Source organism: Ottowia sp. SB7-C50 (assembly GCF_033110285.1).
Taxonomy (GTDB): Bacteria; Pseudomonadota; Gammaproteobacteria; order Burkholderiales; family Burkholderiaceae_C; genus Ottowia.
Genome location: NZ_CP136995.1, coordinates 480,034 through 494,671, shown reverse-complemented (window position 1 = coordinate 494,671; position 14,638 = coordinate 480,034). Strand labels below are relative to the sequence as shown.

The following is a 14,638-nucleotide window of genomic DNA, read 5'->3' as shown; positions in this document are numbered from 1 at the left end:
TTCTTTTATTGACTGGTGGCTGGGGCTCTATCGAAAGATAGGCTGTGACCCGCATGAAACCTAGGTTTCTTGAGTTCGGAAAGCAGCGTTACCCCAGCTTTACCCCCTACACTGTGCAGGGGGTTTTATGTCACTCACAGACACCAAGTTACGTCATCTTCGCTCCAAACCGTTGCCGGGAAAGTACGGCGACCGGGACGGCCTTTTCATCCGCGTCACTGCTGCTGGCGGCATGTACTGGCAATGGCGCATCCGCACGCCACGCGGCGAAACCACCGTCAGCTACGGCAAGTATCCCGAAGTCACACTGGCCGAGGCGCGAGAGAAGCACATGGCCACACGCAAGCAGGTACGCGAGGGCGTCAACCCGAACGACGCCAAGCGCCAGGCCAAGCTGAAGCGCGACCATGCTGCCGCCACTACCTTTGAAGCGGTAGCCCGCGAGTGGTACGACGTGAAGCGCGGCGAATGGGCCGACAGCTACGGCGCAAAGATCATGCGGCGCTTTGAAGTGGATGTGTTCCCGCACATGGGCGACATGCCCATCGCAGAGATTGACCCGCCCACGCTCCTTAGCGTGCTGCGCCGGATCGAGCGCCGGGGAGCCATCGAGACAGCGCACCGTGCAATGGAAAACTGCGGGCAGGTGTTCCGCTACGGCGTGGCAACTGGCCGTGTGTTGAGCGACCCATCCCGCGACCTGCGCGGCGCCCTGCGCAAGCCCGTGGTGAAGCACATGGCTGCCATCGTCAACCCCGACGAACTGGCGGGCCTGTTGCGCGCCATTGATGGCTATGCCGGCACGCACATCGTGCGTACCGCCCTTCAACTGGCGCCCATGCTGATGCTGCGGCCGGGCGAGCTGCGGTTTGCTCAGTGGCCTGAGTTCGATCTTGATGCCGCCACCTGGGCTATTCCACCCGAGCGCATGAAGCGACAGAAAGCCGGGAAGATGCACGGCGATCCGCACATCGTGCCGTTGCCGCGCCAGGCCGTTGCACTGCTGCGCGATCTGCACCCGCTGACCGGGCCAGGCGGGTACGTGTTCCGAGGCGAGCGCGACCACGAACGTGCCATGTCTGAAAACACCGTCAACGCTGCGCTACGCCGCATGGGCTTCGACACACAGAAAGATATGACCGGCCACGGGTTCCGGGCCACCGCGAGGACGATCCTTGACGAGCGCCTGGGCTTTGACCGCGCGGTGATCGAAGCGCAACTGGCGCACACCGTCAGCGACAGCCTAGGCCGCGCCTACAACCGCACGGAATTCCTGGATCAACGTCGCACCATGCTGCAAGCGTGGGCGGACTACCTTGACCGACTGAGAGAGAAACCGGCAAGCCCTGCGCCGGATCATGCGGGGCAACAGGCGGGGCCGAAGTGAAGGAAGGTCACTTCGGCCCCTGACCACTATCAAAACAGGAGTTTGAGAATGGCTGATGTGAATGCTATCCCGTTGCGGGACGTAGAGGCCGGAATAGGCCGACTGCAAGACGAGATCATGGCGCTGGGGCGTTTGATCGGGGGCGTCACCGATAGCCCGCTGCGCGCCGCCCTGGTGCGCTTGGAAGGCAATCTGTTGAACATTGGCATGCGCCTGGATCGGGACTGCATGCGGCTGGCGAAGGAGGGCTGAACCATGGCCAAGAAAAAGACCGTGGAGGAGAGTGACGACGATATCGTCATGGTGCCGGTGATCGGCAACCGAGGGCGGAAGGCGCCGCCGTCTGACCCGTACCTGATCCCGTCAACCGTCACCGAAGAAAACCTGACGATATCGGGCTACAAGCTGCCGCCTATCTGGCGTGGCGTCCAACCGTGCAACGGCAAAAACTACGATGTGAAGATCATCTACATGTCGCGCGACCAAATCAACGACATGCTGAATGCCATCGTGGCCGAGAAGCCGGAGCTGTGGCAGGCGTTCGAGATAGTGCGCGCGTTCCTCTGCCAGATGGACTCACTGCGCGGCGAGGTGAAGTTCGGCCTGTCGGCAGCACGTACCTGGATTAAGTCGGGCACCAAGGAGGGCGATCATTACCGAGACTGTATCGACAAGGTGAACAGGATGCTTGGTCGCTGGCACGACGAACACCGTCTAGGTTTGTATTAACCCATCCGCCAGCCCTGCACGCCGGGGCTGGCACCCACATGCAGACCACGCCAATCAACGTCGCCGGCACCACATCCTGTTCGCCAGCTTCGACCACAAGGACAACGACATCCGCGCCGACCACATGCAGATGCTGGCGCACCGTGCACGACTACTACAAGATCAAGGTCGCCGACATGTACCGCAACCCGTCCCAATACTGGATGCATGGCAATGAGCTCGATTGATCCTGACGAAGAACGGTTTGAATTGGAAACAATATGGACGACCGCGCTGGTCAATCTGTATCGTGGCCACCCCTACGAATTCTGTGAGCGGCTGCGCGAATACGATTTTCCGCTGCCGGCCAAGATTCGAGACTTTATAGCTGGCGTCCTAGCAGGCACTGTTAAGGCCCCGCCTGCTCGACGCAAGCGAAGCACGCTAGACTTTTGGGAGCATCAAGCCATCCGTATTGCGGCCATTTCACACCACAAACGACAGCAACGGGGCGATAGCAGGGCCGATCTGATCCGAGAGCGAAAAGCCGCCATAGGTGACCTTGCCACGCGATACGGCAGAACTTGGGACACCGTCGAAAAGCACTTCAAGCACGCGCTAGCTCAACTTAGGCGGGAACGAACTGGCTGAGTTCGTACCCGTTATCCACAGGTTTATTCCATGACGGCGCTTTAAACACAATGCACAATAGATTGCGTGGCTGGACATAAACACATCCAAAAGGAAAGCCCCGGAAGCTGGCAGGCGACCGGGGCAATCCGCCACATCACCTTACGGCAATGCAGCCTCTGGGCAGAGAGATGCATCATACCGACTACGCGCGTAACGCGGCAATCGGTAGCCGTAAGCCCTTGTCAGTCTTTCATGAGGGCCATATGGCAACTGCAACGACCACCTTCCCGGCATCGCCGGAGAAACTCCTGCGCCTGAACGTAGTTCTGTCGCGCGTGCCCATCAGCCGAAGCGCCTGGTATCAGGGCGTCAAGGACGGCAAATTCCCACCGCCGATCAAGCTGGGGCCGAAAACCAGCGCATGGCGCGAGAGCGACGTTAACCGCCTGATCGCCGAACTGGCCGCCAAGTAAGGGGGTCAGCATGATCGCTTGGAAAGAGGCCATCGCGCCGGGCTTGGCCGTGGGCGACCATCGCCTGCCCTGCCCCGTCTGCGACCGTGGGCCGCGCGACACCGCCCTGAGCGTCACTGTGAAGCCTGAAGGCGGCATGGTGGCTCATTGCTTTCGGTGTGGGTTCGTAGGCACCCATAGGACACCGGATTCGCTTCGACGTTGTGTAAAAAAACCTAAGCCCGCGAAAGCCACGGTACTGGCCGACTGGGGCATCGGTTTCTGGCACCAGTGCAAGACCCTTTCCGGGGTTGCGGTGGATTACTTGAACGCTCGACGTTGCGTGATCCCCCCCTTCGGACGGTGATCTACGCTGGCACCCTGCCGTGAAGCATCCCAGCGGCCACACCGGCCCCGCGCTGGTGGCGCTGGTGACGGATGTACACACCCGCAAAGCGAAGTCGCTGCATCGCACCTGGATCAATGCTGACGGCACCAAGGCCGCCAATCCGGCGCGTCTGCCGCTGGCCGGCCACGAACTGCGCAATGGCGTGATTCGCTTGTGGCCCGACGAAGCCGTGACCTACGGCCTTGGCATCGCAGAGGGCATCGAAACCGCGCTGTCGCTGGCATGGGGCCATGCACCTGTATGGGCACTGATCGACGCCGGTCACTTGGCCAAGTTTCCCCCGCTCGCTGGCATCGAGACGCTTGTCATTGCCTGCGACAACGACCCGGCCGGCATCGCCGCTGCACACGCCTGTTCCACCCGTTGGGCCGAGCTGGGCGTAGATGTTTGGGTTACCCGCCAGGAACTGAACGACCTGAACGACGTGGTGCAGGGGGTGGCATGAGCAAAGAGCGTGAAGCAATCGAGCATGTGCTACAGAACGCCGAGCGAGTGCGCCCGCCGCAACCTGACGGAGTAGTGATCGAGCGTGGTTCCGACCTGCGCATCGTCCCGGTAAGTTGGCTGTGGCGGAATTGGCTGGCGCGGGGCAAGTTGCACTTGCTGGCCGGCGCACCGGGACAGGGCAAGACCACCATTGCACTGGCCTTCGCTGCCACCGTCACCAGTGGCGGACACTGGCCTGACGGCGCTGGCTGTAAACCGGGCAACGTCCTGATCTACAGCGGCGAGGATGATCCCAGCGACACGCTGGCGCCGCGCCTGCTCGCATCCGGCGCCGACATGGCCCGCTGTTACTTTGTGAAGGGCACGCGCGTTGACGGCGAGGAGCAGGCGTTCGATCCGGCACGCGACATGGAGAAACTGCGCAAGTGCATCGCCAGCATGCCCGGCGGCATCGATCTACTGATCGTTGATCCCATCGTGGGAGCCGTGACGGGCGACAGCCACAAGAACACGGAAACCCGGCGCGGGCTGCAACCGCTGGTTGATCTGGCCGCTGAATGCCGGTGCGCATTGATCGGCATCACGCACTTTCAGAAGGGTGGGCAAGGCACCGATCCTTCCATGCGCGTGATCGGCTCCATCGCCTTCACTGCGCTGGCGCGGGTGGTGATGGTGGCCGCGAAGGTGCAGAGTGAAGATGACAAGCCGTTGCGCGTGCTGGCGCGGGCAAAGTCAAACATCGGGCCGGACGATGGCGGCTTTGAATACCACCTGGAACAGACCGAGATTCAAACCGATGTATTCGCTTCGCATGTCGCCTGGGGAAATGCAGTGGACGGCACAGCGCGCGAGCTGCTGACCGACCCGGACGACATGGCAGCGGAAGCCGAGACCGACGCCAGTACGCTGCTTCGCGCGGAATTGACTGCCGATTGCTGGACGCCATCAGACGTGGCAACCAAGGCGGTTGCGCGCCACGGTTTCAACAAGAAGCAGATTTGGCGCGCCGGCAACAAACTGGGAGTGATCCGCAAGAAGGGCGGCTACCAAGGCGCTTGGTATCTGCGCCTGCCCGGCGGCACCGACCCCGAGCTGCCGACCGAGCCGCCCAAAGATTCCACTAGACCGCCCAAAGATTCCAAAGATTCCCTCTCACGGGAAACGGAATCTTTGGAATCTTTGGAATCTTTGGAAGCCACGCGGAGACCTAGAACGCGACGAAGGCCGGCGGATGTGATCGATATTGAGTTCATCGAAGTGACACCGGCAGGGCCGCACTGACATGAACACCAGCCCGCCCAGTGCGGGCTTTTTTGCGCCCGCCCAACAGCAATAGTCCTGCTCAGTCCTGGCACGTCCGCTAGATTTTTTGTAGCTTGCTACTGTTTCTGAAGTGCGCTACATCTCAGTTCATCTTCATTCTTTGCAAAGAAAGACCACGATGAAACTGAACGACCTGCGCGAAGCCCGCGCCCTGAAAGTGACCGAGATGCGCGCCGTGCTGGCCAAGGCCCAGGGCGAGAACCGCCCGCTGTCTGCCGACGAAACCGCCGCCTTCGACAAGCTGAAGGGCGAGATTCAGGGCTTGGAGGCGCAAGAGCAACGCGCGCAGTTCCTGGAAGATGCCGAGCGCCGCAGCCTGGGCCAGCCTGCCGACAAGCCGCGCGCCGACATGGAAGGCGCCGTCAACGTCACCGACGCCATCCGCGCGCAGATCGAGCAACGCGCCGTCACGGGCGCACTGGCCGAGTTCCAGCAAGAGGCCAAGCGCCAGGGCATCGAGGCGCGCCACGGTGGCGTGCTGATCCCGTCGAGCGTGTTTGAAAAGCGCGCCACGATGACCACCACGGCAAATGCCGCCATCGTGCCCGACGACAACCGCGCCGACCAATTCATCGGCCTGCTGCGCAATTCGACCATCGTGCGCAGCCTGGGCGCCCGTGTGCTGTCCGGCCTGCGTGGCGACGTGGTGATCCCCAAGGCGGCCAGCGCCAGCACCGCGTACTGGCTGAACGAGGGCGACCCGCTGACGGAAAGCAATCCGGGCTACGCCAGCATCCGCATGGAACCGAAGCACGTAGGTGCGCTGACCGCGTTCAGCCGCCAACTGGCGCTGCAAAGCAATCCGGCCATCGAGCAACTGCTGCGCGACGATATCGCCGCCGTGATCGGCCTGGCCGTGGACAAGGCGCTGATTCACGGCACCGCCGCCGCCAAGCAGCCGGTGGGCATCCTGAACGTGTCGGGCGTGCAGACCGCATCCCTGGCGACGCTCGACTGGGCCGCCGTGCTGGCCGTGTTCGAAAAGCTGGCGCTGGTCAACGTCACGCCCAATGCCATCCTGACGCACGCCAAGGTGGCCACCAAGCTGGGCGCCACGCTCAAGAGCACCACCGCAGGCGCCGAATACATCCTGCAAGGCGGCACCGTCAACGGCCTGGCCGCGCACGTCACCAACCAGCTGGATGCCAAGGCAGGCAGTCCTGCCAAGGGCCGCATGATCGTCGGCGACTTCAGCGAAATGGTGATCGGCGAATGGGGCGCCACCGAAGTGCTGGCCAACCCCTACGCCGCTGGCTACTACGAAAAAGGCGACGTTCAACTGCGCATCCTGCACACGATGGATGCCGTGGTGCGCCGCCCCGAAGCGTTCGTGGTGGTGGAAGACCTGGCCATCGCCTAAGGGGCTGCGAATGTTGGAAGTCCGCTCCACTGGCGAGCTGCGCAGCAACGGCAAGACGCTGACCGGCTACGCCGCGATCTTCAACAGCGAGGCCGTTCTGGGCGACTTCGTCGAGGTGATCCGCAATGGCGCCTTTCGCAATTCCCTGCAAAGCGGCACCAACATTCGCGCCCTGTACCACCATCAGGGCGATGCCCTGCTGGGCACCACGCGCGGGGGCACGCTGCAACTGCGCGAAGACACCAAGGGGCTGGCCTTCGAGCTGGCCCTGCCCGACACCACGCATGGCCGCGACCTGGCCATTCTGGTGGATCGCGGCGACGTGGCGGGCTGTTCATTCGGCTTTCGCGTGCGCGATGGCGGCGACCGCTGGGAACAGCGCGGCGCGCAACTGGTGCGCGAGCTGCTCGACGTTGACCTGGTGGAAATCACCCTGACGGCAGACCCGGCCTATGCCGACACCACGGTCGCCCTGCGCTCGCGCCAGGCCATCCGCAGCAACGACACGCGCGCCCTTTGGCTGGAAACCTGTGTATGGGACTGATCGAACGCACCGCCCGCGCCCTGGGCTTTGAACGCCGGGCCACCAATCCGAACGACACCTGGGCCGCCTTCCAGGCCCTGCGCACGGCCAGCATCACGCCCGAGTCGGCGCAGTCCGTGGCCGCCGTCTATGGTGCCGTCGCCGTCATATCCGAGGCCATCGGCACCCTACCGCTGCGCCTGTACAAGCGCGGCGATGACAGCCGCACGCCCGCCGATGACCACGCCTTGCACAAGTGCCTGCACCGCGAGCCGAACGAGCACCAGAGTTCGCAGGAGTTCATCGAATGGATGACCGCTGCCATGCTGCTGCACGGCAACAGTTACGCGCGCGTGATCCGGGGCAACGATGGCCAGGTGCGTGCGCTGATCCCGCTGGCGCCCGAGCGCGTCAACGTGCTGCGCAAGGGGGACGCCATCGGCGGGTTCGACTACACCGACCGCGACGGCAAGCGCGAGCGCCTGCTGCCTGATGAAGTGTTTCACCTGCGCCACCGCGCTGGGCCTGATCCCCTGATCGGCCAGTCACCTATTCAGGCTGCGCGCAGCGTGATCGAGCTGGCGCTGGCCGAATCGCAGCACGGTGTGGCCAACTTCACCAATGGCACCAAGCTGAGCGGCATCATCAAGATGCCCGGCAAGCTGAAGGCCGAACAGCGCGAGAGCCTGAAGCAATCCTGGCAGACGCAGTACGCGGGCGCATCCAATGCGGGCCGCACGCCCGTGCTTGAGGAAGGCGCCGACTTCGTGCCCTTGAGCATGAGCCTTGAGGATGCCGAGTACATCGCCGCCCGACAGTTCAGCGTGCAGGAAGTGGCCCGCATCTTCAAGGTGCCGCCGCCGCTGCTGGCCGACCTGGGCGAGGCCAACTACAGCAACGCCGTGCAGGTGAATCGCTGGTTCGTCACGCACTGCCTGGGCCGCCACATGGCCGCATGGGAAGGCGCCATCAGCCGCCAGTTGCTGACCGATGCGGGCAAGCGCCTGTATTACCCCGAGTTCAGCGCGGAGGGGCTGCTGCGGGGTGACAGCGAAGTGCGCGCCGCGTTCTACGCATCCGGCATCGGGGCCGGCTGGCTGCTGCCTGCCGAGGCCCGCAAGCTGGAAAACCTGCCCGCCATCAAGGCCACCCACTACCGGCCCAATCCGCCACCCAAGGGCGCGGCATGAGCAAGCGCAGCGGACGCGATGCAGACCCGCGCCGCACGCTGCCCTTGAATGGCGCAGCCTGGCAGCGACTGCGCGCGTCCGTGCTGGCCGATGAACCGCTGTGCAGGCATTGCAAGGCCCGTGGGTTGATCGTGCGGGCGACGGACGTTGACCACATGAATGGCGCCGATGACAACCGGCGCGAGTCACTGCAACCTCTGTGCCACGAATGCCACTCGCGCAAGACCGCCGCCGATGAAGGCAAGCGCGTGCCGATGGGCTGCGACGCGCACGGCATGCCGCTTGACCCGAATCATCCGTGGAACAGCGAGCCGCTGCCCGCGCTGCTGCGAAAAATCACCAGCAACCGCCAGGACCAGACCGCCCCCTGTCCATCGAATCATCGCTACCTGCTTAAAAAATAGGCAATGAAGCCCACGCCCCGCCGTCACCGATCGGACAGCGCCAAGGCCGCTGTTCAGGCGCACCAGAACGCCGCACAAGGCCCGCTGGAGCCGCCGGGCTACGTCACCCTGCCCGAGCCGTGCAAACCGTTCTGGCGGGCCATCGTGACCAGCCGCCCGCGTGACACCTGGACGGACAGCGACCTGGTGCTGGCCGCCAATCTGGCGCGCACCCAGCACGCCATCGAATCGGCGCCCGTCGGCAGCGACGAACACGCCAAGCTGACGCGGCTGGCCATGGCCCTGGCGCGTGCCGTTGCCGTGCATCCGACTGCAACCGTGGGCCGTGCTGCCGACATGGTGAACGCTGCCACGCTGGAACGCGACGTGCGCAGCCAGGATGAGGACGACCTGATCCCGAGGCTGCGGGCGGTATGACCCGCGCCGCCCGCATCGTCACCTTCATCGAGCGCTATTGCCGCACGCCCGATGGCGAGCATGTGGGCAAGCCGCTGGTGCTGGCCGACTTCCAGCGCGACTTCATCCGCTCGATCTACGACAACGAACACGGCACCCGCCGCGCCATCCTGAGCCTGGCCAGGAAGAACGGAAAGACCGCCTTGATTGCCGGCCTGCTACTGGCGCACCTGGTCGGCCCCGAGGCGAAGCTGAATGCGCAACTGGTATCCGGCGCCATGAGCCGCGATCAAGCCGCGCTGGTGTTCAAGCTGGCCAGCGACATGGTGCGGCTGTCGCCCGAGCTGTCGGAGCTGGTGCGGATCATCCCCAGCGGCAAGCGCCTGATCGGCCTGCCGATGAACACCGAATACCGCGCGCTGGCCGCTGACGGCAAGACCGCGCACGGGCTGTCCCCGGTGCTGGCCATCCTGGACGAAGTGGGCCAGGTGCGCGGGCCGCAATCCGACTTCGTGGACGCCATCACCACCAGCCAGGGCGCGCATGCCGAACCGCTGCTGATCGCCATCAGCACGCAGGCCGCCAGCGATGCCGACCTGTTGAGCATCTGGATTGACGATGCGCAGACCAGCAACGACCCGCGCATCGTCTGCCGCGTGTACGCCGCGCCCGAGGGCTGCGAGCTGATGGACGAAAGCGCATGGCAGGCCGCCAATCCCGCGCTGGGCGTGTTCCGCAGCCTGGACGACCTGCGCGACCAACTGACGCAGGCGCAGCGCATGCCGAGCATGGAAAACAGCGCCCGCAATCTGCTGCTGAATCAGCGCGTCAGCACCGAGTCGCCGTTCGTGGCGCCTGACGTGTGGAAGGCGTGCGGCGCCGCTGTGCAGCCGTTTGATGGCCCCGTGTGGGCTGGGCTTGACCTGAGCGCCCGCACCGACCTGACCGCGCTGGTGATCGTCGGCAAGGCCGATGGCGTGTGGCACGTTCAACCGCACTTCTGGACGCCCGAGCAAGGGCTGCTCGAGCGCGCGCGCCGCGACCGGGCGCCCTATGACGTGTGGGCACGCCAGGGCCACCTGCGCACCACGCCAGGCGCCACCGTCGATTACGAGATCGTCGCGCAGGACATGGCCGCGATGCTGTCGGGACTGGACGTGCAGGCGATTGCCTACGACCGCTGGCGCATCGACCTGCTGCGCAGGGAATTGGAGCGCGTGGGCTGCGACCTGCCGCTGGTGCCGTGGGGCCAGGGCTACAAGGACATGGCGCCCGCGTTGGATGCGCTGGAAGCCGAGCTGCTGAACCAGCGCATTGCCCACGGCATGCACCCGGTGCTGACGATGTGCGCCGCCAATGCCGTGGTGACGAAAGACCCGACCGGCGCGCGCAAGCTGGACAAGAGCCGCGCCACGGGCCGCATAGACGGCATGCAGGCGCTGGCAATGGCCATTGGCGCCGCCGTGGCCGCTGGTGAGAACGCGGGCCATGTGGCCAATGAGTTCTGTTTCGTCTGACCCCCTGCCGGTGGGCGCCGCAAGGCGGTTCCGGACGCGGATTAGTCGGTGAGTGCCGCGCCTTGGAAAACCCCGAAAGCCGGTGGCCTACGTGGAAATGGCGCGACCGGCACCCATTCAGAAGGACTGTGAATGCCTATCCTTGAGCAAGCAAAGCAACACCTGCGAATCGACGGCACCGACAGCGATGCGCTGATTCAGCGGCTTATCGACAGCGCGGTGCTGGAATACCTGCAATTCGCAGACCTGCCCATCCCAGCGGCAGGCGAGACCGTCATGGTCAGTGAAGACGTGGCGACCGGCATCATCTTGATGGTGCAGGCTGACTTCGACGGCGACCCGGTGAAGCGCAGCCAGCACCTGGAGGCCGCGCGGCAATTGTGGAACCCGCACCGGGGCATGAGCCTATGAGGGCCGGCCAGCTAGACCAGCGCATCACGCTGGAACAGCGCGTGCAGGGACAGGACGAGTTCGGTCAGCCGGTCGACACCTGGGCGCCGTTCCTGACCGCCTGGGCCGCCGTGGAGCCGATGGCGGGCCGGGAATTCATCGCGGCAATGGCCGCCGTCAGCGAAGTGACTGCGCGCGTGCGGCTGCGGTATCGCCCGGGCGTCACGTCAGCGATGCGCGTGAACCACTCGGGCACGCTCTACGGCATCACGCATGTGGCAGACGTGCGCAGCGCCGGGCGTGAGCTGCACTTGATGTGCAAGCGGGTGCAGTAGGTGCACAGACGGCAGGGTGCCAGACCTCAAAACTGTTCCGATGTGGGAACACTTTTGGTGCAGTAGGTGCACAGACGCGAGGTCGCCATACCCTCAGGAAAAATTTCCTGAGGGTATGCAGGGGAGGTGGCGTGAACGGGGTAAAAATTACCCCATCGGCAGGGTAATCGCCGAGTTCCCCGCTTTCTTACCCCGCTAATGGGCCGGCTGTCGCTGGCCGTTCCTGGACACCTTCGGACGAAAAAAAGCCCTAAGTGCTTGATACACCTAGGGCTTAGTGTTTAAGATAGACGCTACTGGACTACCCAAAACAGTGATTTGGTGGTGTAGTCCCCTACTAGAGAGAACCTTCCTGCCTCACCGGCGAGGACACCGTAGGCGAGATTATATACGATGCGGAGGTCCGGGTGGACTTTGGCTGTCTCCGCGCATTTCCGACCTTCGATAGCTTGCGCTGCCAAGGTCAGCGCCCGGGGTTCTTGACCTTCAGATGGCGGCATGAATAGCGCTGCTGCCCCCAGGACACGGCAAAGGTTTCGGAAACCTCGTACCAGTTGCCGCCTGGATGACCACCGCCGTGGTTCTCCCCCATGCAGGAGCATTCGCAGTGAAAGCCCTCCGCGTTCCAGCATGCTGGAGCGCATTTCTGGTGCTCCCGGTACAACTGGATCACGTAGACCTCTTGGTGTCGCCTCAGCGCAAGTTTGATCACGCTGTCGAACCACGCCGTCGGAATTTCCCAGGCTTTGAACTGCGCACACCAATCGGGCTTCAAGCGCCGGCCATCCCGCAGCCACTCCATGTTCCCTTCGGCGAACGGAATGCGCGCCAGGACCGGAAGTGGCTTATTGCGCTTGAAGACGACCGGGATTTTTCCCTGACGCCAGAGATCCTTCAGTTGCGAGTCGCTCAGATCGTGTGACATGAGGGACTCGACTCCCTGGCTCAGCGCTGCTTGTTGGCTTGGGACAGAACCGAAGCCGCCAGTTCTTTCGTCTCTTTGGCGTACCGGTCGCTGGCCAAAACGCGTGCGGCCTTGTCTTCCATCTGGGCACCGGTCTGTTTGTCGCCGCTGCGCTGAGACAGTGCCGAGGCGGCCAGACTCTTGGCCACTTGCGACGAACTGCTGCTTTGCAGCGTTTCCGACGCCAGCCGACCAATTCGTGAGGACGTCTGCTTTGTGTTCTTGGACATCGCTGCTCCTTTCACATTAGGATTTGGAGACGGGCCGGAATGGCACCACCTTATTGCCTTGGGCTGGTTGGTCATCAACCGGCTTCTGGGTTGCTTTCAGTCGCGCAAACTCCACGATATTGGTTTTGCCCTGGAAGTAGCCTTCAGGCAATCCGGCGAGTGCTTCCACGTCGCCCGCAGCCAGTCCGATGTGTCTCGGGATGGCGTCCAAAGGCATGACCTTCTCTTCGACCAACAGATCGATGGTGCGACGAAGCAGACGTGGCTGCTCTGGGCGACGATCCTCGTCTCCGGGCTCTGATTTCGCACCCCACCGAGCAGAGCGACGCTTGAAAAGCATCAAAGCACCATCTTCATCCAGCATCTCAAGTGCCTTGAGCCGCATGATGATCGCCGCCGCCGACACGCCCCAACGGCGCTTCAGCAGCAACAAGTCATCCAGAGTCGGTGGCACACGAACTTCGCTGGCGAACGTTTCGGCGGGCAGCAAAAATGCGCCTGCGAAGCGGTGTGCCTGTTGCTCCATCAGTTTGTGGCGGGCGCTGTCAGTCGTGCGCTGAATGTGACGATGCAGAACAAGATGCCCGATTTCGTGGGCAAGGTCGAAGCGACTGCGGTAACCATTGTCCTTGTCGGCGGACAGGAGGATCAACGGTCGGCCCAATACCTCGCTCCAAGCCGACAGCCCTTCAATCTGGGCAACGCCGGTTTCTTCCCGAACGAGGATGACCCCAGCGCCTTCCACGGCCAGCGCCAAGTCTTGAATCGCCGAGCGGCCCAAACGCCACAGATCCCGGCATTCGCAGGCAGCCTTCTCGATGTCCTCGTTAGTGATCTGCTCCGGCTCGGTGTAATCACGAGAGGGCAAATTGACATCGGGGTAGTCAACGTACTCCATCAGGGCAGCCGCCACGTCCTGGGCCCACTCAAGGCGGGCCTCCAGCATGGCTCGTGCAGCGACGTGCGCTGACGCGTTGCTGCGAAAAAGCGGCAACGACAACTTCGCCCCGGGCGCACGCGTAAACCACTCCGGCGTGACGTTGACCACGCCAGCAAGGCGTTCAAGCGCATCACGCTCGGGCGCTTGCGTTCCTGCGCGCCACTTACTGATGGTCGCCGGAGACACGTCGACCATCGAGGCCAGCTGGACTTGAGTCAGACGACGGGCCGCAAGAATTTGGCTAAGTCGATCTTTCTGAAATCCTTGTACACCACCCCTGCTCATGAGCCTGTTCCGTCTTTGTCTTGTTGTTTGCCAATGTTCTTCTTCAGCTTCGGCACAGCCAAATCGTCCTGGCCTGCTGTCGGCTGCTGGTCGTAGCGCTTGATGAATGCGTCAATGGGTTCCCGGAAAAGCCAGCCTTGCATGTGGCGATCTGGAACCGCGATTTCGATGGAGACGGGTGTGTCCGGCTGGCTGTGCAGCGATCCTGCAAAGCAGGCCACGACGAACACAACCGCTTGGGATGGCTCCACGTAGCCTGAAAAGAGTCCGGGTTGAACCAGTGGCTCGATGGCTGCGTTCGCCAGGGACATCTGTTTTCGGGTTTCGCTACGCCGCCCGCTGTTCCAGACCCCATACTTGGTGTTGAACCGTGCCAAGGTGAAGATCCCAGACCGGCCTGTGACGATCTGATTGCCGCGTAGCGGTGAGGGAGATGCGTCTGCAACGGCGAGAGCGCGATGGAAGGACTCGTTCATATGAAAGTGGCGCAACTGCCCCACCACGCTGGGCAAGTGCCCGTCATCCATCCCTCGCGCCGCAGCATAGGCACGTTGAGCGCCGACCAGCTTGGCTTCTTCGAGGCCCATGACAAGCTCACGCGGGATATTCCTCACAAGCAGGTCATGGATCGTTTCTTGGTTCGGCTGGGCCATTGGCAACTCCGTCATCGGATTTCGTTCAAGCGGATTCTATCATCAAATAATTTCGCTTAAAAGGTTTTCGTGTAGGGGATGCTGCGATTGAG

19 protein-coding genes are annotated in these 14,638 nt (G+C 63.1%); 15 read left to right on the top strand and 4 right to left on the bottom strand.

Going from position 1 to position 14,638, the window contains the following annotated elements; all coding sequences use genetic code 11:
* Nucleotides 1-127 precede the first annotated feature (127 nt).
* From R0D99_RS02415 to R0D99_RS02345, 15 genes are all read left to right on the top strand, one after another.
* The gene (locus tag R0D99_RS02415) at nucleotides 128-1,387 is read left to right on the top strand and encodes a tyrosine-type recombinase/integrase (protein ID WP_317749789.1); all 1,260 of its coding nucleotides are present in this window, start codon (nucleotides 128-130) and stop codon (nucleotides 1,385-1,387) included.
* 48 nt (nucleotides 1,388-1,435) lie between these two features.
* Complete coding sequence (locus R0D99_RS02410; protein WP_317749788.1) at nucleotides 1,436-1,639, top strand: hypothetical protein; 204 nt, start codon at nucleotides 1,436-1,438, stop codon at nucleotides 1,637-1,639.
* A gap of 3 nt (nucleotides 1,640-1,642) precedes the next feature.
* The gene (locus R0D99_RS02405) at nucleotides 1,643-2,116 is read left to right on the top strand and encodes a hypothetical protein (protein ID WP_317749787.1); all 474 of its coding nucleotides are present in this window, start codon (nucleotides 1,643-1,645) and stop codon (nucleotides 2,114-2,116) included.
* A gap of 213 nt (nucleotides 2,117-2,329) precedes the next feature.
* On the top strand, nucleotides 2,330-2,746 hold the full coding sequence (locus tag R0D99_RS02400) for a hypothetical protein (protein ID WP_317749786.1): 417 nt from the start codon (nucleotides 2,330-2,332) through the stop codon (nucleotides 2,744-2,746).
* A 170-nt stretch (nucleotides 2,747-2,916) separates the two neighbouring features.
* Nucleotides 2,917-3,201: a helix-turn-helix transcriptional regulator gene (locus R0D99_RS02395; RefSeq protein WP_317749785.1), complete on the top strand. Its 285-nt coding sequence runs from the start codon at nucleotides 2,917-2,919 to the stop codon at nucleotides 3,199-3,201.
* A 365-nt stretch (nucleotides 3,202-3,566) separates the two neighbouring features.
* Nucleotides 3,567-4,034 (top strand): toprim domain-containing protein, encoded by a 468-nt coding sequence (locus R0D99_RS02390; protein WP_317749784.1) that lies wholly within the window; start codon nucleotides 3,567-3,569, stop codon nucleotides 4,032-4,034.
* A complete protein-coding gene (locus tag R0D99_RS02385; RefSeq protein ID WP_317749783.1) occupies nucleotides 4,031-5,317 on the top strand; it encodes an AAA family ATPase in 1,287 nt (428 codons plus the stop codon). The genes R0D99_RS02390 and R0D99_RS02385 overlap by 4 nt, the downstream gene beginning before the upstream one ends.
* Nucleotides 5,318-5,477: 160 nt before the next feature.
* The gene (locus tag R0D99_RS02380) at nucleotides 5,478-6,719 is read left to right on the top strand and encodes a phage major capsid protein (protein WP_317748365.1); all 1,242 of its coding nucleotides are present in this window, start codon (nucleotides 5,478-5,480) and stop codon (nucleotides 6,717-6,719) included.
* 10 nt (nucleotides 6,720-6,729) lie between these two features.
* Nucleotides 6,730-7,263 (top strand): HK97 family phage prohead protease, encoded by a 534-nt coding sequence (locus tag R0D99_RS02375; protein ID WP_317748366.1) that lies wholly within the window; start codon nucleotides 6,730-6,732, stop codon nucleotides 7,261-7,263.
* Complete coding sequence (locus R0D99_RS02370) at nucleotides 7,254-8,432, top strand: phage portal protein (protein WP_317748367.1); 1,179 nt, start codon at nucleotides 7,254-7,256, stop codon at nucleotides 8,430-8,432. Before R0D99_RS02375 ends, R0D99_RS02370 begins: the two co-directional genes overlap by 10 nt.
* On the top strand, nucleotides 8,429-8,836 hold the full coding sequence (locus tag R0D99_RS02365) for an HNH endonuclease signature motif containing protein (RefSeq protein ID WP_317748368.1): 408 nt from the start codon (nucleotides 8,429-8,431) through the stop codon (nucleotides 8,834-8,836). Before R0D99_RS02370 ends, R0D99_RS02365 begins: the two co-directional genes overlap by 4 nt.
* Before the next feature lie 3 nt (nucleotides 8,837-8,839).
* Entirely contained in the window at nucleotides 8,840-9,253 is a 414-nt protein-coding gene (locus R0D99_RS02360) for a terminase (protein ID WP_317749782.1), read from the top strand.
* Entirely contained in the window at nucleotides 9,250-10,749 is a 1,500-nt protein-coding gene (locus R0D99_RS02355) for a terminase large subunit (RefSeq protein WP_317749781.1), read from the top strand. Before R0D99_RS02360 ends, R0D99_RS02355 begins: the two co-directional genes overlap by 4 nt.
* A 132-nt stretch (nucleotides 10,750-10,881) precedes the next feature.
* On the top strand, nucleotides 10,882-11,160 hold the full coding sequence (locus R0D99_RS02350; RefSeq protein ID WP_317749780.1) for a head-tail connector protein: 279 nt from the start codon (nucleotides 10,882-10,884) through the stop codon (nucleotides 11,158-11,160).
* Entirely contained in the window at nucleotides 11,157-11,474 is a 318-nt protein-coding gene (locus R0D99_RS02345; RefSeq protein ID WP_317749779.1) for a phage head closure protein, read from the top strand. Before R0D99_RS02350 ends, R0D99_RS02345 begins: the two co-directional genes overlap by 4 nt.
* Before the next feature lie 463 nt (nucleotides 11,475-11,937).
* Here the strand turns inward: R0D99_RS02345 and R0D99_RS02340 are convergent, their stop codons facing one another.
* From R0D99_RS02340 to R0D99_RS02325, 4 genes are read right to left on the bottom strand one after another with little or no spacing between them, the layout of a single operon-like run.
* A complete protein-coding gene (locus R0D99_RS02340) occupies nucleotides 11,938-12,399 on the bottom strand; it encodes a hypothetical protein (RefSeq protein WP_317749778.1) in 462 nt (153 codons plus the stop codon).
* A 20-nt stretch (nucleotides 12,400-12,419) separates the two neighbouring features.
* Nucleotides 12,420-12,668, bottom strand: coding sequence for a hypothetical protein (locus R0D99_RS02335; RefSeq protein ID WP_020200504.1), 249 nt, complete (start codon nucleotides 12,666-12,668; stop codon nucleotides 12,420-12,422).
* 16 nt (nucleotides 12,669-12,684) lie between these two features.
* Entirely contained in the window at nucleotides 12,685-13,893 is a 1,209-nt protein-coding gene (locus R0D99_RS02330; protein ID WP_317749777.1) for an XRE family transcriptional regulator, read from the bottom strand.
* Nucleotides 13,890-14,546 carry a hypothetical protein gene (locus R0D99_RS02325; RefSeq protein WP_046432185.1) on the bottom strand — a complete coding sequence of 219 codons (657 nt, stop codon included), beginning with the start codon at nucleotides 14,544-14,546 and terminating at the stop codon, nucleotides 13,890-13,892. Before R0D99_RS02325 ends, R0D99_RS02330 begins: the two co-directional genes overlap by 4 nt.
* Between the last annotated feature and the right edge of the window lie 92 nt (nucleotides 14,547-14,638).